The sequence below is a fragment of the Mesorhizobium sp. B2-3-13 genome (assembly GCF_006442195.1).
Classification (GTDB): Bacteria; Pseudomonadota; Alphaproteobacteria; order Rhizobiales; family Rhizobiaceae; genus Mesorhizobium; species Mesorhizobium salmacidum.
Window position 1 is genome coordinate 35,672 of the sequence record NZ_VFVQ01000006.1, and the last position, 19,438, is coordinate 55,109.

General features: G+C 62.6%; 18 protein-coding genes. 5 read left to right on the forward strand and 13 right to left on the reverse strand.

Annotated features, from left to right (window positions below):
* Positions 1 to 77: 77 nt before the first annotated feature.
* The 3 genes from FJ941_RS08890 to FJ941_RS08900 all read right to left on the reverse strand — a co-directional run bounded on the left by FJ941_RS08890 (position 78) and on the right by FJ941_RS08900 (position 2,672).
* On the reverse strand, positions 78 to 1,454 hold the full coding sequence (locus FJ941_RS08890; protein WP_140504848.1) for an FAD-containing oxidoreductase: 1,377 nt from the start codon (positions 1,452 to 1,454) through the stop codon (positions 78 to 80).
* The gene (locus FJ941_RS08895) at positions 1,451 to 1,912 is read right to left on the reverse strand and encodes a DUF4126 domain-containing protein (RefSeq protein ID WP_140504850.1); all 462 of its coding nucleotides are present in this window, start codon (positions 1,910 to 1,912) and stop codon (positions 1,451 to 1,453) included. The genes FJ941_RS08890 and FJ941_RS08895 overlap by 4 nt, the downstream gene beginning before the upstream one ends.
* A 112-nt stretch (positions 1,913 to 2,024) precedes the next feature.
* The gene (locus FJ941_RS08900; RefSeq protein ID WP_140504852.1) at positions 2,025 to 2,672 is read right to left on the reverse strand and encodes a glutathione S-transferase family protein; all 648 of its coding nucleotides are present in this window, start codon (positions 2,670 to 2,672) and stop codon (positions 2,025 to 2,027) included.
* Between the two features lie 244 nt (positions 2,673 to 2,916).
* Between FJ941_RS08900 and FJ941_RS08905 the strand changes: the two genes are divergently transcribed.
* The gene (locus tag FJ941_RS08905; RefSeq protein ID WP_140504854.1) at positions 2,917 to 3,474 is read left to right on the forward strand and encodes a sugar O-acetyltransferase; all 558 of its coding nucleotides are present in this window, start codon (positions 2,917 to 2,919) and stop codon (positions 3,472 to 3,474) included.
* Here FJ941_RS08905 and FJ941_RS08910 read toward each other — a convergent pair.
* A complete protein-coding gene (locus FJ941_RS08910; protein WP_140504856.1) occupies positions 3,461 to 4,489 on the reverse strand; it encodes a helix-turn-helix domain-containing protein in 1,029 nt (342 codons plus the stop codon). The genes FJ941_RS08905 and FJ941_RS08910 overlap by 14 nt on opposite strands.
* Positions 4,490 to 4,615: 126 nt before the next feature.
* On the opposite strand from FJ941_RS08910, the gene FJ941_RS08915 reads away from it, so the two are divergent.
* On the forward strand, positions 4,616 to 5,260 hold the full coding sequence (locus FJ941_RS08915) for a cysteine hydrolase family protein (protein ID WP_140504858.1): 645 nt from the start codon (positions 4,616 to 4,618) through the stop codon (positions 5,258 to 5,260).
* A 64-nt stretch (positions 5,261 to 5,324) separates the two neighbouring features.
* Here the strand turns inward: FJ941_RS08915 and FJ941_RS08920 are convergent, their stop codons facing one another.
* The 9 genes from FJ941_RS08920 to FJ941_RS08960 all read right to left on the reverse strand — a co-directional run bounded on the left by FJ941_RS08920 (position 5,325) and on the right by FJ941_RS08960 (position 16,053).
* Positions 5,325 to 7,004 carry a formate--tetrahydrofolate ligase gene (locus tag FJ941_RS08920; RefSeq protein WP_140504860.1) on the reverse strand — a complete coding sequence of 560 codons (1,680 nt, stop codon included), beginning with the start codon at positions 7,002 to 7,004 and terminating at the stop codon, positions 5,325 to 5,327.
* 312 nt (positions 7,005 to 7,316) lie between these two features.
* A complete protein-coding gene (locus FJ941_RS08925) occupies positions 7,317 to 8,441 on the reverse strand; it encodes a DUF2333 family protein (protein ID WP_027143407.1) in 1,125 nt (374 codons plus the stop codon).
* A gap of 104 nt (positions 8,442 to 8,545) precedes the next feature.
* On the reverse strand, positions 8,546 to 9,850 hold the full coding sequence (locus FJ941_RS08930; RefSeq protein ID WP_140504862.1) for a DUF6638 family protein: 1,305 nt from the start codon (positions 9,848 to 9,850) through the stop codon (positions 8,546 to 8,548).
* Between the two features lie 67 nt (positions 9,851 to 9,917).
* Positions 9,918 to 10,322, reverse strand: a complete 405-nt coding sequence (locus tag FJ941_RS08935) for a DUF559 domain-containing protein (protein ID WP_140504864.1) — start codon at positions 10,320 to 10,322, stop codon at positions 9,918 to 9,920.
* Between the two features lie 73 nt (positions 10,323 to 10,395).
* The gene (locus tag FJ941_RS08940) at positions 10,396 to 12,306 is read right to left on the reverse strand and encodes an ATP-binding protein (RefSeq protein ID WP_140504866.1); all 1,911 of its coding nucleotides are present in this window, start codon (positions 12,304 to 12,306) and stop codon (positions 10,396 to 10,398) included.
* Positions 12,307 to 12,330: 24 nt separating this feature from the next.
* On the reverse strand, positions 12,331 to 13,476 hold the full coding sequence (locus FJ941_RS08945) for a hypothetical protein (RefSeq protein WP_140504868.1): 1,146 nt from the start codon (positions 13,474 to 13,476) through the stop codon (positions 12,331 to 12,333).
* A 40-nt stretch (positions 13,477 to 13,516) separates the two neighbouring features.
* Positions 13,517 to 14,605: a hypothetical protein gene (locus FJ941_RS08950; protein WP_027143401.1), complete on the reverse strand. Its 1,089-nt coding sequence runs from the start codon at positions 14,603 to 14,605 to the stop codon at positions 13,517 to 13,519.
* 317 nt (positions 14,606 to 14,922) lie between these two features.
* On the reverse strand, positions 14,923 to 15,312 hold the full coding sequence (locus FJ941_RS08955; protein ID WP_140504870.1) for a cytochrome c family protein: 390 nt from the start codon (positions 15,310 to 15,312) through the stop codon (positions 14,923 to 14,925).
* A 129-nt stretch (positions 15,313 to 15,441) separates the two neighbouring features.
* The gene (locus FJ941_RS08960) at positions 15,442 to 16,053 is read right to left on the reverse strand and encodes a thymidine kinase (RefSeq protein ID WP_140504872.1); all 612 of its coding nucleotides are present in this window, start codon (positions 16,051 to 16,053) and stop codon (positions 15,442 to 15,444) included.
* Positions 16,054 to 16,315: 262 nt separating this feature from the next.
* On the opposite strand from FJ941_RS08960, the gene FJ941_RS08965 reads away from it, so the two are divergent.
* The 3 genes from FJ941_RS08965 (at position 16,316) to choV (ending at position 19,418) form a co-directional block, all read left to right on the forward strand.
* Positions 16,316 to 17,251 (forward strand): choline ABC transporter substrate-binding protein, encoded by a 936-nt coding sequence (locus FJ941_RS08965; RefSeq protein WP_140504874.1) that lies wholly within the window; start codon positions 16,316 to 16,318, stop codon positions 17,249 to 17,251.
* Between the two features lie 134 nt (positions 17,252 to 17,385).
* Positions 17,386 to 18,240 carry a choline ABC transporter permease subunit gene (choW, locus tag FJ941_RS08970; protein ID WP_027143397.1) on the forward strand — a complete coding sequence of 285 codons (855 nt, stop codon included), beginning with the start codon at positions 17,386 to 17,388 and terminating at the stop codon, positions 18,238 to 18,240.
* Positions 18,237 to 19,418, forward strand: coding sequence for a choline ABC transporter ATP-binding protein (gene choV / locus FJ941_RS08975; RefSeq protein WP_027143396.1), 1,182 nt, complete (start codon positions 18,237 to 18,239; stop codon positions 19,416 to 19,418). The genes choW and choV overlap by 4 nt, the downstream gene beginning before the upstream one ends.
* The last annotated feature ends 20 nt before the right edge of the window (positions 19,419 to 19,438 follow it).

Consider the following 19,438-nt stretch of genomic DNA (forward strand, 5'->3'; position numbering starts at 1 on the left):
GTGGAGCTGATTGAAAACGGGCGCCGAGGCGCTCGTAGAGCGGCTCGGCAGTTTGCCAACGCTGAACCGCTCCAGTCTCAGGCCAGCGGCTTGAGTTCCTGGGCTATCGTCGGCAGCAGTTCCGAAACCGTCGGGTGGATGTGCATCGCGCGCGCCAGCGTATCGACCGGCGCCTTGGCGTACATCAGGTCGAGCACGCAATGCACCGCCTCGTCGCCGCCGGGGCCAAGCACCGAGCAGCCGAGGATTTCCCTGGTGTCGGCATCGACGAGGATCTTCATGAAACCTTGCGTCTCGCCCTTTTCGACGGCGCGGCCGACGCGGGTCATCGGCCGCTGGCCGACCAGCGCGCGACGTCCCGATTTCCTCACAGCGGTCTCGGTCATGCCGCAGCGGCCGAGCGGCGGGTCGATGTAGAGTGCGTAGGCCTCGATGCGATCACTGACCTTGCGCGGATCATTGTCGAGCAGATTGGCGGCGACGATTTCATAATCGTTGTAGGAGGTGTGGGTGAAGGCGCCCTTGCCGTTGCAGTCGCCCATCGCCCAGATGCCTGGCACGCTGGTGCGCAGCTGGTCGTCGACGACAACCGCGCCGCGTCTGTCGACCTCGACGCCCGCCTTGTCGAGGCCGAGATCGTCGGTATTGAGCGTTCGGCCCAGCGCCAGCAGCACATGCGATCCGATCGCGGGCGGCTTGCCGGCGGAGAAGGTCACGGCAATATCCCCACCATGTTTCACGAAGCCGATGTTGTCGGCGCCGACATGGACCGCGATGCCTTCGTTTTCGAGGATCGACAGGATGGCGGCCGAGACGTCCTCGTCCTCGCGGCCGGTCAGGCGCGGGCTCTTTTCGATGACGGTAACTTCCGAGCCGAAGCGGCGGAACATCTGCGCGAATTCGAGCGAGACGTAGCTGCCGCCGACGACGATAAGGTGGCGCGGCAAAACGTCGAGATTCATCATCGACGAGTTGGTCAGATAGTCGATGTCGTGGATGCCAGGCAGGTCCGGCACCGAGCCGCGGCCGCCCGTGTTGAGGAAGATCTTTTCGGCGGTCAAAAGGTCGTCGCCGACACGCACCGTGTTGGCGGATTCGAAGCGTGCGTGGCCGCGATAGAGCGTGCAGCGCTCCATTCCGGCGATCCAGGTCTCCAGATTGCCACGGGCGTCGTTGGTGACCTTATCCTTGCGCGCCTTGATCCTGTGATAATCGACCCCGACGGGACCCGGAAGCGTCACGCCATAGTCGGCGGCGCGCCGCGCCAGATGCGCGGCATAGGCGCTGGCGACCATGGTTTTGGTCGGCATGCAGCCGGTGTTGACGCAGGTGCCGCCGACCAGCTTGCGCTCGATCAGCGCCACGCTCATGCCCGCGGCCGTCAGGCGACCGGCCAGGGGTGGCCCCGCCTGGCCAGCGCCGATGATGATGGTGTCGAAGGTTTTTGCCGTCATGCCACCGCCGCCACGATCAGCAGGCCGCCGACAATCGCCACCGCGTCCTCGATAAAGGCCGCGGGCTGGTCCTTGCCGAAAGCGGCCGCCAGCCGGCCTCGCGCTTCGGCACCGCCCAGCGTGCCTATGACCGCGCCGATGGCGCCGGTGATCAGGCAGACGATGGTGGCGCCGCCGGCCGCGCCGAGCACCGCGCCGGAAAAGGCGCCGAGCAGAATGCGGGCGCCGAACTGCTGCGGCACTTTGCGGCTTGGCGTCGACGGGAGTTGGTCGGTGACCAGTTCGACGATGGCCAGGACGGTGAAGATGCCGACAGCCGCCCAATGGCTCATGAAGCTCGCCCAGCTGCCGGCAACCGGGAGCCAGCCGAGATAGGCGCCCCAGGCGATGGCGGCAGGTGCCGTCATGGCGCGCAGGCCGGCAACGACGCCGATCAGAAGTGCAAGAATGTAGAGCATGCCGATCCCCTCGATGCCGGGCCGGAAGAGCCCTGAAACGGCAAGCTACCATAGGTCGGATATTTGGCTAGGCCGCACACTCATGAGCGCAGCCACAGCGGATCGAGGCGAGTCAGTTGCTTGATGGAGCGTTGACCGCAAATTGCGCGGCGAAGGCCCTGATATAAGCGGGCCGAGCTTCCCCGCGCGTCACATAGGCAGCCAGGTTTTGGTATTCGTCCAGAATGCCTGATATTCTCAGTCGCAGCAGCACGGACACCATCAGCAGGTCGCCGGCGCTGAACGCATCATCGAGCCAGTCATCGACGCCCAAGTGAGCCGAGAGGCTGTCCAGCCGGGACCGAACACGGTCCTTAACCAGCGGCAAGCGCGCCTCGCTCCAGGGCTTGTCAGCTTCGAATATCCTTGCCGTGGTCAATTCGAGGATCGGCGGCTCGACGGTGTTCAGTGCGGCAAACATCCACGTTATCGCGCGGGCGCGGGCATTGCGATCCTTTGGCAACAGGCCCGCATGCTGCTCGGCAAGATGAAAGACGATCGAGCCGGTCTCGAACAGCGAGAGAGAACCCTCTTCATAGGTGGGGATCTGCCCGAAAGGATGGATAGCCAGATGGTCAGGCGCCTTCATCCTTGCAAAGGAAACAAAACGAACCTCGTAAGGCTGTCTCACCTCTTCCAGCGCCCAGCGAACACGGGTATCGCGCGCCAGCCCCTTGCCGCCATCGGGCGATCGTTCAAATGCCGTGATGGTGATTGTCATCGCAGTCGTTTCCTTGCTCGGGCGAATTTCTCCGGCTTCCTATCGAGGACGAACGAGTTACCCGGAAATCGACAGTGGTTTTGAACTATTTCATTGCCGGGCGCGGATCGCGAATGTCCGCTTGCGATCGAAGGTCGTGACGGCACGTTGACCAGTTCCGTAAAGCCGCTATCCCGGTTTATAACTTCACGTCCTGGTCCTTGCTTCGGCGCTGTTCGCAATGATGTCAAACGGAGGCACTGCCATGGTTCAGAGCGAACGTGCGAAAATGGCGGCCGGCGAGTGGTATACGTGCCTGGATGACGACCTTGGCGTTTTGCGCGGCTTGGCCGCGGATGCCGTGTTCGAGCACAATACGCTCCCGCCCCGTCAACGCGGGAGCCTCGGGCCAGCCCTGCGGACACTGCTGGGCGGCGTGGGCGAGAGGGTCCGGATCGAGGCGCCGTTTCACTGTGCCTACGGATTCAACATTTTCCTCGGCGACCGCGCTTTCCTCAATGCCGGCTGCACTATTCTCGACACCGCGCCGGTGCGCATCGGCAAGGGGACGCTGCTTGGCCCCAATGTGCAGATTTATTGTGCCGAGCACCACAAGGAGCCGGCAGGGCGGCAGGCGGGACTGGAGATCGCCAGGCCGGTCACGATCGGCGACAATGCCTGGATCGGCGGCAGCGCGGTCATCCTTGGCGGTGTCAGCATTGGCGAGGGCGCCATTGTCGGCGCCGGGGCGGTGGTGACACGCGACGTGGCGGCGAACACGACGGTGGTCGGCAATCCGGCGCGGGTGGTCAGTCGGGGCTGAGTGCGCTCACGTGCCCAATCAATGCAGCCGGGAGATGCGCCATGCGCTCGCCGACATCGGCCCGCCTGGAAAATTCACGCCGGTATTGCGCCGGCGAGGTCCGGAGCCGTGCGGAAAAGTGCTGGCGCAGCGATGTGGCGCTGCCGAAGCCGGCCTCGAAAGCCACGATGTCGATCGATTTGTCCGTGGTTTCCAGCAGCCGTTGCGCCAGTTCGATCCGCTGGCTGGTCAGCCAATCGCCAAAACTGGTGCCGATCGATTTCTGAAAACGGCGGGTGAAAGTGCGCCGTGTCAGGCCTGCGGCGTCGGCGACGCTGTCGAGGCTGTGCGTTTCGCCCGATGTCGCGCGAACCGCGTCGAGCGCCTCGGTGAAACGGTCGGCATTGGCGCTTTTTGCCACCGGGCGCTCGATGAACTGCGCCTGTCCGCCCTGCCGGTGCGGCGAAAGCACGACGTGCCGGGCGAGCCGCAGTGCCGCCTCGGCGCCATAGCGGGCACGCACGATGTGAAGGCAGCAGTCCAGCCCGGCGGCGACGCCGGCGGAGGTGACGATGTCGCCATCGTCGACGTAGAGCACGTCGGCATCGACTGAAATGTCGGGATGAAGGGCCTGCAACTGCTCAGTATAGGCCCAATGCGTGGTCGCCTTCCGTCCCGAGAGCAGGCCGGCGGCGGCGAGGGCAAAGGTGCCGAGACACAGGCCGACGATCAGCGCGCCGCGCCGGTGGGCGCGGCGGAGCGCTTCCTCGATCGGTTTTACCAGAGGTGCTTCGAGATCCTTCCAGCTCGGGATGATGACGATATCGGCCTCTTCGAGCGCGGCAAGCCCGTGCGGGACCAGGATGCTCAGGCCGGCATCGGTCCGGATCAGCCCTTCCTCGACCCCGCAGACACGGAAGTCGAAGCGTGGCAGGCCGAGGTTGGTGCGGTCCGCGCCGAACACCAGGCAAGGCACGGAGAGATGGAACGGGCTGATGCCGTCGAAGGCGAGGACGGCGATGATGGGAGTGGTCATGGGAGCGTTTCCAGTAAGAGCTTGGATTGTCCCAATTCTTTCGGATGATGTCAATCGGGACACTGTTGGCACGTAAGCCAGCAGGCTATTTTCGGCCCATCGCATTCAAGCCTGAAAGGAAACATCATGTCTGACCCAGCCAACGCCGCGCCGCGCCGCGCGCTCGTCGTCATCGACGTCCAGAACGACTATGACGGCGGCAATCTGGCCATCCAGCATCCGCCGTTCCGCGACAGCGTCGTCAACGTGGCGCGCGCGATGGACGCCGCGGCGGCCGCAGGCATCAAGGTGGTGGTCGTCAAGCAGATGGCGCCCGAGACGTCTCCGATCTTCGCCAAGGGCAGCCATGGCGGCGAACTGCATCCGGAGATCGCCAAGCGTGGCCGCGACCATTATGTCGAGAAGAATTTGCCGAGCGCCTTCACCGGGACCGACCTCGAGGACTGGCTGCGCGCCAATGCCGTCGATACGATCGCGGTCATCGGTTACATGACGCATAATTGCGACCTGTCGACCATCATCCACGCCGTGCATATGGGCTTCATGGTCGAGTTCCTGTCCGACGCGACCGGCTCGGTGCCTTACGCCAACAGCGCCGGCTATGCCTCTGCAGAGGAGATCCATCGCGTGGTGAGCATCATCCTGCAGTCGCGCTTCGCCGCGGTGCTCAAGACCGCCGAATGGATCGACTGCCTCAAGACCGGCGCGCTGCCGGAACGCGACACGATCCACGCATCCAACCAGCGGGCGCTGGCGCGCAGCGCCGCGTAGGACGATCGGCAAACAAAAAGGGCGCCGCAGCGATGCGGCGCCCTTCTTAGTTATCGGGACAATATCAGAACAGGCCTTCGATCTGGCCGGCCTCGTTGAGGAAGATCTTTTCCGAGGATGGCGCCTTTGGCAGGCCGGGCATGGTCATGACCTCGCCGCAGATGATGACGACGAAGCCCGCGCCCGCCGAAAGCCTGACCTCACGCACCGGCACAGTGTGGCCGGTCGGCGCGCCGCGCAGGTTCGGATCGGTCGAAAAGGAATACTGGGTCTTGGCCATGCAGACCGGCAAATTGCCATAGCCTGCCTCTTCCCAGGCCTTGAGCTGATCTCGCACCGACTTGTCGGCGATGGCTTCCGAGCCGCGATAGATGCGCTGGACGATTGTGTTGATCTTCTCGAACAGCGGCATGGCGTCGGGATAGAGCGGCGCGAACTGCGAGGCGCCGGATTCGGCCAGCGCCACCACCTTGTTAGCGAGATCCTCGATGCCGGCGGAGCCCCTGGCCCAGTGCTTGCACAGGATCGCCTCTTCGCCCATCGAGGCGACATAGTCCTTCATCGCCTGGATCTCGGCATCGGTGTCGGAGTAGAAGTGATTGATGGCAACCACCGCCGGCACGCCGAACTGCCTGATGTTCTCGATGTGGCGGCCAAGATTGGCGCAGCCCTTTTTCACCGCCTCGACGTTTTCCTTGCCGAGGTCTTCCTTCTTGACGCCGCCATTCATCTTCATGGCGCGCACGGTGGCGACGATGACGGCCGCCGCCGGTTTCAGGCCCGCCTTGCGGCACTTGATGTCGAAGAATTTCTCGGCACCCAGGTCGGCGCCGAAGCCGGCTTCGGTGACGACATAGTCGGCGAGCTTCAGCGCCGTCGTGGTGGCGACGACCGAGTTGCAGCCATGCGCGATGTTGGCGAACGGGCCGCCATGCACGAAGGCCGGATTGTTCTCCAGCGTCTGCACGAGGTTGGGCTGCATGGCGTCCTTGAGCAGGACAGCCATGGCGCCGTCGGCCTTGAGGTCGCGGGCATAGACCGGCGACTTGTCGCGGCGGTAGGCGACGATGATGTCGCCAAGGCGCTTTTCCAGGTCCTTCAGGTCGGTGGCAAGGCACAAGATAGCCATCACTTCCGAGGCGACGGTGATGTCGAAGCCGGCTTCACGCGGGAAACCGTTGGCGACACCGCCGAGCGAGCAGATGATCTCTCGCAGCGCCCGGTCGTTCATGTCCATGACGCGGCGCCACACGACGCGGCGGGTGTCGATGCCGAGTTCATTGCCCCAATAGATGTGGTTGTCGATCAGAGCCGACAGAAGATTGTGCGCCGTGGTGATGGCGTGGAAGTCGCCGGTGAAGTGGAGGTTCATGTCTTCCATCGGCACGACCTGCGCGTAGCCGCCGCCGGCGGCACCGCCCTTGACGCCGAAATTCGGGCCAAGCGAAGCCTCGCGGATGCAGACGATCGCCTTCTTGCCAATGCGGTTCAGGCCGTCGCCGAGGCCGACGGTGGTGGTGGTCTTGCCTTCGCCGGCCGGCGTCGGGTTGATGGCGGTGACGAGGATCAGCTTGCCGTCCTTGTTGCCCTTCACCGACTTGATGAATTCTGCTGAGATCTTGGCCTTGTCGTGGCCGTAGGGCAGCAGATGTTCGGTCGGGATGCCGATCTTCTTGCCGATCTCCTGGATCTGCTTTTTCCTGGCGCCACGCGCGATCTCGATGTCGGACTTCACTTCGGCCATGACGGCGTTCCTCTGGATTGGACGGTGGAGGGGACGGGTTGATCTTACTCGCAAGAAGGCTGGAGCCGGACGCGCGGGGCATCTAACCCTGTCGCTGCGGCGGCGTCAACTTTCATGCAACTATGTTTCCTAAAGAGAAAACTCCTCTGCGGGGGGCCGGCCTATTCCCGGTTCTTTATGGCTCCGCTTGCCGCGCCGTATAGAAGCCAGAGCAGGGGCGCTTCCGCCGTCTCAAAACAGCCGCACAATGCACGGAATGCGACAGACGCGACGGCGCAAATTCGCCATCGCTGGTGTTGCGGTGGGACAGCGCTACTGCGTCAGCACGTTGCTGATTTCGACCATGTTGGAGCGCACCCGAAGCACGTAGAAGCCCATCGTCGTCAGATGGGTCGGCAGCAGCCAGCCATCCTCGCGACCGTTGGCGATGATGAAGGGCTGGATACGCAGGGCCGACACGAACTGCGCGTCCATCGTATCCCAAAGGCTCTGCAGGTGCTTTTCCTTGATGACGTTCTCGAAGTCGGCCTGGGCGCCTTTCATCAGGCCGTAATAGGCATAAAGCTGGCCATAGGCGAACCAGTAGCGGTCGTCGGCGCGGGTGTCGAACCAGCCATTGTTGTGGTTCTCGGCGCGCTCCTTGAGGATTGCGGACGTTGAGCCGATGTCACTGGCGATGCGGTCGATATACTGCTTCAAATTGTCGGCGCGGGCATCGAAAGTGGCCTGGCAGGTGGCAAGCCGGGCATTGAACGAACGCAGCTTGCGCACCGCGTCGCGATAGTAGCTCGGCGTCGGCGTCTTCGGTCCAAACGGGCTCACGCCGAAGTACCAGGTATACTCGTCGAACTGCAGATTGCCGCGCGCGTCCTGCAGGTCGGCATCGATCTGCGAGGTCGTACGTACGCGGCCGAGATTGTCGGCAAGCTCGGTCGCCGTACGTCGCACCGCCTGGTTGATGCCGCGCTGGAAAGAGGCCTTGTTGTCCATCCAGGGAGTGTTGTCCCAGTCGATGCCGAACAGGCCGAGCTTGTAGAGGATCATCGACGAGATCCAGGCGTTCTGGTTGACGTTGAAGTCGGTCAGGTCGGCCGCCACCTGGGCTATGCCGGAGTTGCCGCAGGTCTTGGCCGTGTCGGTGCCGGCGCCGGCAGCCACCTGCTCACCGGCGGAAACGTTGCGCTTCTCGAAAGTATAGGTGTCCGGGTAGTTCGGGTTGAAGTTGTTCCACCACTGGGTGGCGTAGAAGAAGTTTGCGTAAAGGCCGATCAGCACCAGCACGGCGAGGCCGACTATCGCCTTGAGGATCCAGCCCCGCTGCGTGTACCAGCGGCCGGCCCACATGAAGGGCCACAGGATCACGCCGATCAGAAGACCGATGCCGCGGCCGATCCACTGGAAAATCCGGGTGAAGAAATTCACGATCGGATCGAGCATGGCTGTATCACCCCCTCAACATGTCATCCAAAAAGTTGCAGACTTTTTGGATAACATCATGCATCAAAACAACAAGTTAGAACGGAATGACGGTTCATTTCGTTCTAGTCGGCCAGGCCGTAGAGGCGTGTGCGAAACGCCACCTTGTCCTTCAAATATGTGGTTTTCAGAACGTCCACAACATGCGATCGCCAGGCGTCGCTGAAGCCGTCATAGTCCTTGTAGAAGCCGTCCTTGTTGAAGATGTAGCGCGAGACGAAGTCCGATGGCACGAAATCCGAGATCAGCCGGTTGGTCAGCCAGGCGTCGGGATGGTCGGGCTTGGCGCGTACCACCAGGAAGCGCTGCTGCGGGGAGACATCCTCGACCTTGAGATGGCCGAGCTGGGCGATCTCGCGTTTGGCGGCGTTGAGGAAGGGGAAATTGCCGTCCGAGGTGATCAGGTCGGCATGGCTCTGGATCCATATCTGCAGCCAGACCTTGTCGACATCGGTCAAATTGCGGTCCGGCTCGGCGTCGCGGATCAGCGCGCGCACCACCATTTCGGCGCGGTGCTCGAGATAGCCCGAGGCCTCGATCCAGGAAGCGCGCGGCAATTCGATGCGGCCGGTGGCAGCCAGGAATTTGAACACCTTGTCGGCGTCCTTGATCGAGAGATAGCTCACCTGCCAGGGCCGCGAGCGGCGAAAACCGGGGGCGGCCGGATCGCTGATCACCGTCGTCATGTCGGGATCGACAAAGACATAGAGCCCGCCGAAATGGCTGGTCCAGTAGGCGTTGTGGCGGAAGATCACCTGGTCCGGCACCAGCGCGTTCTCGCGGATGTCGCCGCAGACCTTGGCGAGCTCGACCATGCGGGTCAGCATGGCATCGTCGCGCCAGGCGTCGGGCTCCTGCTTCAGCCGGTCGACGAGCTTGCCGAGTTCGGCGGCCTTGCCCAGCACGTCTTCCGCCGACAGCACCTTGAATTCGACCTGGCTGATCGACAGCAGGTCCTCGATGTCGTTGACCTTGGGAACGGAATCCTCGATCTCGCCGTAGATGACGTCCTTGATGGTCAGCGCGTCGATGGCGCGCTGGTTCCTGGACATGAACTCGAACATCAGCTGCGAGGTGTTGGAGAAGGCGGTGTGCACCACCGGCAGGTCGATCTGCGACGGCGTCAGGATGATGAAGCGGCGGTTGACCTCGTTGGGATCGAGATAGTCGTAGTCGCCACACTCCTCGGCCACTTCGGGCGAAAAGCCGGTGCGGTCGATCTGGAAGCTCTTTAGCCTGGTGGGCTTGAGGCCGAAAGCAGCCAGCGCCTTGTTGTAACGCTGGATGAGATGCGCCTCGTCGACGGTGAGCAAACGGCCGTAGATGAGCTCGTTGTCGCGAAGCAGGTCGGGTTTGCGGGCATGGGTCAATCTTCCTTCTCCCCGTTCACGGGGAGAAGGTGCCCGAAGGGCGGATGAGGGGCGGCGCAAACGCTCATCATCTCGTCTCCAACATTGAAGGCAGAAACTTCGCGTCGATGCCAATCATCTTCTTGTTCAGCCGACCATCCACGGCCGCAACGATCGTTTCCAATACGCTCTTTCGGCCGCTCAAAACATCAGCGTGCCAAATCCTCAATACCGACCAACCATTAGCGTTCATCGTTTCGTCCCTGTAGCGATCCCGGGATCGACCTGCATGCTGGCTGCCATCGACCTCCAAGACCAGATTAGCCTCACGACAGGCAAAGTCGGCGAAATAGGGACCGATCGGCAGTTGGCGAATGAATTTGTGGCCATTCAATCGTCGCCCACGCAGTTCATGCCAGAGCTTTTCCTCGGCATCGTTCTCGATCTTCCGAAGCTCGCGGGCTCTTGCCACCTTGGGCTCGTTTCCACCCACGCATGGCGCTGCCCCTCATCCGCCCTTCGGGCACCTTCTCCCCGTGAACGGGTAGAAGGAAGAAGAGCTCGCCTCACGCATTCCACAGACCCTTCTTCTTCATGTCTTCCATCTCACGCGCAGCGCGTTCGCGCAGCCTTGCGTCACGCAGCAGCTTCTCGACCGCGGCGTCATCGGATTTGTCGGAATAGCGGAATTCGGAATCGGCGTAGCGGTTGATCTCCTGCATGACCATGTCCATCGAGAACGGCCCGCGCAGTTCCTCGATCATCGCCTTCTTGTCGTCGTAGCTCTTGTGCATGAAGGCTTCCGGCTTTTCGAACCAGTCGTCGGGAAGCTCGATGTCCATGGCGCGCATCTTGATGGCGTCGGTGACGTTCTTGATGGCGCGGCCGGTGAAGCGCGGTTCGGCGTCCTTGATCAGGTGCAGGTAGGTGCCGATGTCGGCCATGGTCTTGGGCGCGCCGTTTTCCTTCATGTAGCGCTCATAGACCCGCATCAGCCCGTCCTCCTGCGGTTTTTCATGCTCCTCATAAGCTTCGGTCACGGCGCGCTGGATTTCCTGCGCGGCGTAGAGCTCGTGCTTGCCCAGGGGGATCTCGTGGTTCTTGCCGGCGAGCAGCACGAAAATGTCGATATAGTCGTCGCGGGTCTGAGGCCCGTCGACCAGCCAGCGGGCGCCGGCGCGCTGGCGCAGTGCGTCGTCGACATTCTCCGGATAGTTGGAAAACATGCCGAACGAGCAATTGCCGCGCACCACGGTGGCGGCACCGGCGAAGGCATCCATCAGCACGCCGGTGATCTCCTGCTGGCCGGCCGAGGCGCGGTCGTCGGAGCGTCTAGCGGCCACCTGGTCGATGTCGTCGATGGTGCCGAAGCCGATGACGCGCGGGTTCAAGACATTGTTGATGAACTGGCGGCAGTTCTGGCCTGATTTGCCCTGGTAGGACGAGATCTGGTCGACGCCGAAATTCTCGTAGGCGAAGGGGTAGCCGGCGACCTGGCAATAGCCGTTGACGAGACCGGCGATCATCTGGATCAGCGTCGTCTTGCCGGTGCCGGGCGCGCCATCGCCGATGAAGGTGAACAGGAAGCCGCCAAGCTCGACGAACGGGTTCAGCTCGCGCCCGAAGTCGTAAGCCATCAGCATCTTGGCCAGTTTGACCGACTGGTATTTGGCGATGTGGTTGCCGACGACCTCTTCCGGCGTCTTGAAAGTCATCACCAGCGGCTTGGAGCGCTTGCCCGGCGCGACATCGAAGCCGTCGAGGGTGAAGTCGTCGGCGTCGATGCGGATATGGGCGTTCTCGAACGGACCGATGCCGTCGAAGCGGCCTTTGCGCGCCAGAAGCCCGTCGATGGCGACGCGGGCGAAGGCGCGGGCACGGGTCATCAGGTCGGCATCGTCTGTCGAGCCCGATATAGCCTTGTCGAGACCGGCCAGGATCGATTTCACCGCGTCCTGCGGTGTGTCGAACAGGAAGTCCGGTTCGGGGATGTCGTTCGGCGCCTCGCCGTCACTGTCGATGAGCTGGAACAGGTAGGAGGCAAGGCTGAAGGCCGAGATATAGGCCGAGGCCGACAGCAGTTTCTTGAAGGTGGACGCCTCCTCGCCTTCGAGCGGGGCGCGGGTGTTCCTGGCCTGCAGGCTTTCAAGATCGGAGCCTTCGGCGAACACGTCCGAGACCGCCAGCGCGATCGCCGTGCCGCGCCGGGCGCGAAAGAGCAGCGTGTGCTGCGGGATGGTGAGCAATTGGTCGTCGGGATGGACGGCCCCGACGGTCTTCGACAGCTCGACCTCGCGCGTGCGGCGCACCGAACCGACCGAGACGGTGGAAACGAAGCGCCGGTTGGTGCCGGCGAGCGCTGTGCCGGATTCGCGCGAGGGATCCTCCAGCACGACGATGCGGGTGATGAAGCTTTGCGCGGTGGCGCGGTGCTTTTCGATAGCCGCTTCCGGGATGGTGGTCAGGCCGGTGTCCATGAAGGGTGCTCCGTGGTGTGACGGTCAGACATCCGATATCACCTGCCCATTCGACAGGATGTGAACCTTGTAGCCGGCAAATATCTTTTGTGCTTCGCCCGCGGCGTAAAGCGCCTGGTAGGCCTCGTGCGGGATCAGCGCGTGGTTTTCGTAGCTCGACACGCCCTGGCGAGCGGCCTCGAGGTCATCGGTGTTGATGAAGAATTCCTGCGTCGTCTTCTCGCTTGAGAACAGGCCCTTGCGGCCCGGCTTCTCGCCCTTGGAATAGACTTCCTGGATGGTCCAGGTCAAAAGCCATGCGTTTTCGGGCTTGCGCACCTTGGCCAGCACTTCCGTCACCGTCGAATTGTTGTCGGTGATGCCTGCTGAGTAGAAGGGACCGAGCACCACCCGCCTCAGCTGCTTGGGGTGCAGTGGCTCGAAGTCCTTGTCGAGGTTGACGGCGATGGTCGCCGGCGACAGCGTATAGGCCGAATTCTTCTCGGTGAAATCGTCGAAACGATGGGCAAGCTCGGGGTTGAGCAGGCCATCGACCGGCAGCGGAATGTCGACCTTGTCGTTGAGCTTGCCGCTCCGGTCGACAAGCTGGCTGACCATGCTGTCCGACGAATCCTCCACCGTCACCATGTAGACCAAAGGCAGGTTGGCGCTGCCGTCGAAGGTGGCCCAGTGGACGAGATAATAGGGCCGCGCCGTCTTCGGATTGACCGACACCTTGGCCGTCTGCGCCAGCGTGAACGGACCGAAGGTCTGCTCGCTCTTGACGTCCTCGAGATAGAGCCGCTCGGCCATCGATTTCTGCAGTGCGTCGGGGAACTGCTTGTGGCGCAGGATGAAGTCGGCCATCTCTTCGCGCAGCTCGCCGGCCTGGGGAATGTTGGCGAGCCGGCCGTCGGCCTGGCGGCGGTCGTTTTCCAGTTCGAGCAGGTTCTGGAACACCGGGTAGCCGCTTTCGGCGCGCGAAATGCGGAACGTGTCCATGAAGCCCAGCCGGTTGCGCCAGCAGGAAAAGGACTTGTCGAGCCGGGCGATGTATTCGGCAACGATCCTGGCGACAATGCCATGCCGGTAAAGCGGCGAGCGGTCGTCGCGCATGAACACTTCAAGGCCGCCGAGCGCGGCCGTGATTGCCGAGAAATACCGCGCCGCCGCGTCGTTTTCGGGTGTCATGCTGTCAGCCCTGCGATTGTCGCACCGGTGCGCGCGGCAATTATGACTGCACGTAGTTGGCCGAATTGTGCTTCTTCAGCACCTCGTCGAAGCGGCGGGCGAAGGCATCGTCGGCCAGCTTCTTGCGGCGCTGGATGTCGGCGCTGGCCACCATGTTCTTCTCGTGCATCTCCAAGAGGTCGCCGATGTGCTTCTGCGAGGCTGCGCCGATGCCGGCCATGGTTTCCTCGGCCGTGTTGTCGACCTGGCTGCCCAGCGTGTTGATCTTGTGGGCGACGTCCTGCTGCGCGGCGGTCTTCAGTGAATCCTCCAGCGCCTTGTAGAGCACGATGCGCTGCTCGGTATCGATGGTCAGTTTGTTGATCAGCGTCGACTGCGCGGCGATCTGGTTGTTGAGCGAATCGACGAAGGTCTGGAACATCGAGGTGTAGCGCTCCAGCGTCTGGCTTTCGGCCAGCAGCTCCTGCTCCTTGGCCTGCTTTTCATTGTATTCGGTGGCGAGCTTGGAACGTTCGCCCTCGAGCTGCGTGCGGTCTTTCTGGCTGGTCGAGGCGGCGATCTTGTTTTCGATGTCGAGCAGCATCGGATTGAGCTCCTCGATGCGCTTCTGCACGGCTTCGAGGTTCGTCATCGTGGTCTTGCGGCGCTCGATAACCTGCGACAGGCTGGCTTCGGAGGTCTTGTAGCGCTGGTCGAGAACTTCCTTCTGCGCCTTCAATATGCCGACGATGGTGTCGGACTTGGCCAGCAGTTCCTGCAGATTGCCGGCGAGCGACATGTTGCGCACGCGGTCGGTGCGCATGCGCTGCTTGCGCTGCGCCGAAAAGACGCCGACGAAGTTTTCCCAGCCGGTATAGTTCTTCATGCTCTCGAACTCGGCGCCGAAGACATTGGTGGCGTCCTCGAGGCCGATGATCAGGTCGGCGATGTTGCCTTCCATCACCTTCTGCTGCTTCAGCACATCCTCGATGCGGGCGTTCTCGATGTCGAAATTGGCGTCGCCGATCTTCTTGTCGGCGGTTGCGAGTGTGTCGAGCACGGTGCCGGATTGCTCGATCTTGGTGCGCATATCCTGGACGACCTGCTTGGTCTTGGCAATTTCGGCATCGAAATTCTGCAATGTCGCCATAGGGGCCTCCCGCTTCGGCTTCCGCTCGCTGGTTGCGAACAGCGGCGAATATATGTGGGGTATCAGGGGATTGAAAGACGTGAAAACAGTGCGCTGCGCGAAACAAATATTCGGCCGAACCCTTGAAAGGCAATGGAGCCGTGGTCATGGCGTGATCAACTGGTCGGCCAAGCCTGGTTCAGCTGATTTTGAACTTTCATGTCGACAAAGCAATCAATCCACGCCGAAGCGGAGGGCTCCGAAACTTGACAACAACTGACCCTTGCAGCCCCACAGGCCGGCGCAAGCCGGTCCGTCCCACTCCCGACGGCGTCTGTTCAGGGCTTGGGATCAGCCTTCAGATAGGCAATGACGTTGGCGATGTCGTCTTCATTGCTCAGGCCGCTGAAGGCCATCCTGTTGCCGGGCACCTTCAGCTTGGGCGATTTGAGGTATTCGGCAAGATTTGCCTCGTCCCAGACGAGACCGGCAGCACCCGCGCTCTTCATTGCCTCCGAATAATGGCCGAGGAAGCTTTCGGCGGTTCCCGCCGTGCGACCGACGACGCCCATAAGATGTGGGCCGACCTTGTCGCGGTCGGTGGCCGCCTCATGGCAGGCCACGCACCGGTTGAAAACATGTTTGCCCAGCACAGGATCGCCCCCGGCCTGGGCGGCAACGGAAGTGGCCAGGAGAAGAAGGCTGGCGGACAAGACGGCTCGAAGCATGGCTGACCCCGGGGAGTTCTGGCTGAGACGGGAAATAGGGCGCTGACCTTAACAAAGGCGCCATGGAATGGCGCGGCTGCAAGAGATGGCAGCCGGCTGCCCGATGCCGGCGTCCGGCGGGCCTTCGTTTCAGCCGCTGACAAAGCCGATGAAGTCGTCGGGTGCCGCGCGGCCCATTTCCTCTTCCCAATGGCGGCGGCAGAGCGAGACATAGACATCCTTGCCGATCGCCACCTGTTCGCCCTGCCGGGCCACCTTGCCGTCGGGACCGAGGCGCACGACCATCGTGGCCTTGCGGCCGCAACGGCAGATGGTGCGCACCTCGCGCAGATCGTCGGCGATGGCCAGCAGTGCGCGCGAGCCGGGAAACAGCTTGCCCTGGAAATCGGTGCGCAGGCCGTAGCACATGACGGGGATGTTGAGCCGGTCGGCGATGCGGGCAAGCTGCCAGACCTGTTCTTCCTCCAGGAACTGCGCCTCATCGACGAAGATGCAATGCACCGCCGTGTGCTGGTGATGCTCGGCGACGCGGGCGAACAGGTCGTCGCCATCGCGAAACATCTCGGCTTCCGTCTCCAGCCCGATGCGCGACGAAATCAGGCCGGTGTCGCCCATGCGGTAGTGACCGGCGACGAACAGCATCGTCGTCATGCCGCGTTCGCGGTAATTGTACGATGCCTGCAACAGCATGGTCGTCTTGCCGGCATTCATCGTCGCGTAGTGGAAGTAAAGCTTGGCCATGCCGCCCTTTTAAGCCGACTTGCCGCCACGCGGGGAGAGGCCGCGGCCGCATTCCCCTGAAAAAGCAGCCACTGCCGAGGCAGATTGCGCTTGGGCCTGGCACGGAAAGCGTCAGCGGTGTCGCTGATTGGCCAGCCAGCGCCGTTGATCGTGATTGTCTTAGTGCTTGAAACCACTTCAGAATGGTGTTTGGCTGACAAAACAAGGCGGGCACAAAGACCGTAACTTCGCTTCGCCAAAGAATCGAAATGGGAGAATACAGATGTCGCGTATGAATTCCTTCGTCGCCGGCCTAGGCTTGGCGGCTTTCCTGTCCACGGGTGCTGCCTTCGCCGGCGATCCGGCAAGCTGCAAGGCGGTTCGCCTCTCCGACGTCGGCTGGACCGACATCCAGGCTACCACCGGGCTGGCCTCCGTGCTGCTTACCGCGCTCGGCTACGAGCCGCAGGTGATCCAGCTCTCCGTTCCGGTGACCTATGCGTCGCTGAAGAACAAGGACCTCGATGTCTTCCTCGGCAACTGGATGCCGTCGATGACCAACGACATCAAGGATTACACGGCCGACGGTTCGGTCGAGACCGTCAGCCAGAACCTGGCCGGAGCCGGTTACGGCATCGTCGTGCCGACCTATGTCGCGGATGCCGGCGTCAAGTCGCTGACCGATCTCGGCAAGTTCAAGGACAAGTTCAACGGCAAGATCTACGGCATCGAGGCCGGCAATGACGGCAATCGCATCATCCTCGACATGATCAAGAACCCGAAGGACAATCTCGACGGGTTCGAACTGGTCGAATCCTCGGAGGCCGGCATGCTGACGCAGGCCGAGCAGTCGATGAAGAACAATGAGTGGATCGCCTTCCTCGGCTGGACGCCGCATCCTGTGATGGGCGCCATGAAGATCACCTATCTCGATGGCATGGGCGACAGCGGTTTTGGCGCGGCCACCGTCTCGACCAATGTGCGCAAGGGCTACATGACCGAGTGCCCGAATGTCGGAAAGTTCATCGCCAACCTGAAATTCAATCTGGATATGGAAGGCCAGATGATGGACGCGATCCTGAAGGGCAGCGATGCAAACACGGTGGCAACCGACTGGCTGAAGAAAAATCCGGATGCGGTCAAGCCCTGGATCGCCGGCGTGACCACCTTCGACGGCGGCGACGCGGCGGCGGCGGTCAAGACCGCGCTCGGGAGCTGAGCCGACTTTGATTTCGGCGTGACCGAAACAGAGGGCAGCCATTGTGGAAAGGCTGCCCTTTTTCGTATCCTGTGACAAGATGACGTTGCGACAATACGGGGCCGAAGGCAGAGCTCTGGCAAACGAGGGGTGAGATGGATCCGATTTCCAAATTCATGGTCGATCACAAGATCCCGATCGGCGCCTGGGGAAAGGCGTTCTTCGGCTTCCTCACCGACAATTTCGACACCGTGTTCAGGGCCTTCTCGAACGGCCTCAATTTTCTGCTCGACGGGCTGGTCGACATCCTGCTGATGGTACCGCCGGTGCTGCTCGCTTTGGTGATCGCCGTCATTGCCTGGCTGCTGCAGCGCTCGCGGCCGCTCGCCATCGCGGTTTTCCTCGGCCTGATCTTCATCATCAACCAGAACCTCTGGAAGCAGACGGTGCAGACGCTGGTGCTGGTGGTCGCGGCCGCTGCGGCGGCGATGGCCATCGGCGTGCCGCTCGGCATCTGGGCGGCGCACAAGCCGAAGGTCTATCGCATCATGCTGCCGGTGCTCGATCTGATGCAGACGCTGCCGACCTTCGTCTACCTGATCCCGGTGCTGACGCTGTTCGGCCTCGGCAACGCGCCCGGCCTTATCGTCACCATCATCTTCGTCATCCCGACCGCGGTCAGGCTCACCCATCTCGGCGTCGTCTCGGTGCCGAAATCGATCATCGAGGCCGGCGAGGCCTTCGGCGCCACCAAGAGCCAGCTGTTGTGGAAGGTGGAGCTGCCCTCGGCGCTGCCCACCATCATGGCGGGCCTGACACAGTCGATCATGCTGTCACTGTCGATGGTGGTGTTCGCCGCCCTGATCGGCGCCGGCGGTCTCGGCACGGAAATCAACCGGGCGCTCGGTTCGCGCCGCATCGACCTTGGCCTTGAGGCCGGTCTCGCCATCGTCGTGCTCGCCATCGTGCTCGACCGGATGACCCGCATTGGCGTTGGAGGCAAGAAATGACCGTCGCCGTCGATTTCAGGAATGTCGATATCGTCTTCGGCGCCGACCAGGCCGGTTCGCTGGCGATGATCGACAAGGGTGCTACCCGGGCCGAGATACTCGAGAAGACCGGCAATGTGCTCGGCTGCGCCGGAGCCAGCCTGACCGTGCATGAAGGCGAGATTTCCGTCCTCATGGGCCTGTCCGGTTCGGGCAAGTCGACGCTGCTTCGGGCGGTCAACCGGCTCAACGTGGTGTCGCGCGGCCAGGTGTTGGTCAAGGACGGCGACCGCACGGTCGATGTCGTCACTTGCGATGAGCCGACCTTGCGGCGGCTGCGGCAGAAGCAGGTGGCGATGGTTTTCCAGCAGTTCGGCCTGTTGCCGTGGCGCACGGTGGAGGAGAATGTCGGCCTCGGCCTCGAACTCGCTGGCGTGCCGGATGCCGAGCGCAAGGAGCGGGTGCACAGGCAGCTCAAGCTGGTCAACCTCGACCAATGGTCGAACAAATACGCGCATGAGCTCTCGGGCGGCATGCAGCAGCGCGTCGGCCTGGCGCGCGCCTTCGCCACCGAGGCGCCTATCCTGTTGATGGACGAGCCGTTCTCGGCCCTCGATCCGCTGATCCGCACCAAGCTGCAGGATGAACTTCTGCAGCTGCAGGCGGAGCTGAAGAAGACCATCATCTTCGTCAGCCACGACCTCGAGGAGGCACTGAAGATCGGCAGCCACATCACCATCATGGAGGGCGGCCGTATCGTCCAGACGGGCGCGCCGGAAGACATCGTGCTGCGCCCCGCCAACGATTATGTCCGCGACTTCATCGCCAATGTGAACCCGCTCTCGGTGCTCACCGCCTGGAACGTCATGCGCGACCGTCGCGACCTCGAGCATGGCGACAATGGCTGGGTGTGGCTCGACCGGCGCAAGACGACGCGTTTCAAGATCGACGAGCACGGGCTGGTGGCGGCGGCCGAGCGCGACGGCAAGCCGGCAGTATGGGTGTCCTGCGCCGATGTCGAGGGCCAGCCCGAGGAGCTGGCGCAGGTGTTCTGGGCCAATCCCGGCACGTCGCTGAAGACCGTGATGCTGGCCATGCACCGGTCGCAGACGGCACCGGTAGCGCTGTTCGACGATCAGTCCCGCTTCGTCGGTGCCATCGGCATTCGCGACGTGCTGAGCGCGGTGCTGCGGCGGTAGGCCGGCAACGTCAACCGAAA

Bases quoted from the DNA above. Each gene is read 5' to 3' on its own strand.
- FJ941_RS08955 (WP_140504870.1), bottom strand. From the start codon at position 15,312: ATGCTTCGAGCCGTCTTGTCCGCCAGCCTTCTTCTCCTGGCCACTTCC.
- FJ941_RS08915 (WP_140504858.1), top strand. From the start codon at position 4,616: ATGTCTGACCCAGCCAACGCCGCGCCGCGCCGCGCGCTCGTCGTCATC.
- FJ941_RS08905 (WP_140504854.1), top strand. From the start codon at position 2,917: ATGGTTCAGAGCGAACGTGCGAAAATGGCGGCCGGCGAGTGGTATACG.
- FJ941_RS08965 (WP_140504874.1), top strand. From the start codon at position 16,316: ATGTCGCGTATGAATTCCTTCGTCGCCGGCCTAGGCTTGGCGGCTTTC.
- FJ941_RS08945 (WP_140504868.1), bottom strand. From the start codon at position 13,476: ATGACACCCGAAAACGACGCGGCGGCGCGGTATTTCTCGGCAATCACG.
- FJ941_RS08925 (WP_027143407.1), bottom strand. From the start codon at position 8,441: ATGCTCGATCCGATCGTGAATTTCTTCACCCGGATTTTCCAGTGGATC.
- FJ941_RS08895 (WP_140504850.1), bottom strand. From the start codon at position 1,912: ATGCTCTACATTCTTGCACTTCTGATCGGCGTCGTTGCCGGCCTGCGC.
- FJ941_RS08940 (WP_140504866.1), bottom strand. From the start codon at position 12,306: ATGGACACCGGCCTGACCACCATCCCGGAAGCGGCTATCGAAAAGCAC.
- choW (WP_027143397.1), top strand. From the start codon at position 17,386: ATGGATCCGATTTCCAAATTCATGGTCGATCACAAGATCCCGATCGGC.
- choV (WP_027143396.1), top strand. From the start codon at position 18,237: ATGACCGTCGCCGTCGATTTCAGGAATGTCGATATCGTCTTCGGCGCC.
- FJ941_RS08900 (WP_140504852.1), bottom strand. From the start codon at position 2,672: ATGACAATCACCATCACGGCATTTGAACGATCGCCCGATGGCGGCAAG.
- FJ941_RS08950 (WP_027143401.1), bottom strand. From the start codon at position 14,605: ATGGCGACATTGCAGAATTTCGATGCCGAAATTGCCAAGACCAAGCAG.
- FJ941_RS08920 (WP_140504860.1), bottom strand. From the start codon at position 7,004: ATGGCCGAAGTGAAGTCCGACATCGAGATCGCGCGTGGCGCCAGGAAA.
- FJ941_RS08960 (WP_140504872.1), bottom strand. From the start codon at position 16,053: ATGGCCAAGCTTTACTTCCACTACGCGACGATGAATGCCGGCAAGACG.
- FJ941_RS08890 (WP_140504848.1), bottom strand. From the start codon at position 1,454: ATGACGGCAAAAACCTTCGACACCATCATCATCGGCGCTGGCCAGGCG.
- FJ941_RS08910 (WP_140504856.1), bottom strand. From the start codon at position 4,489: ATGACCACTCCCATCATCGCCGTCCTCGCCTTCGACGGCATCAGCCCG.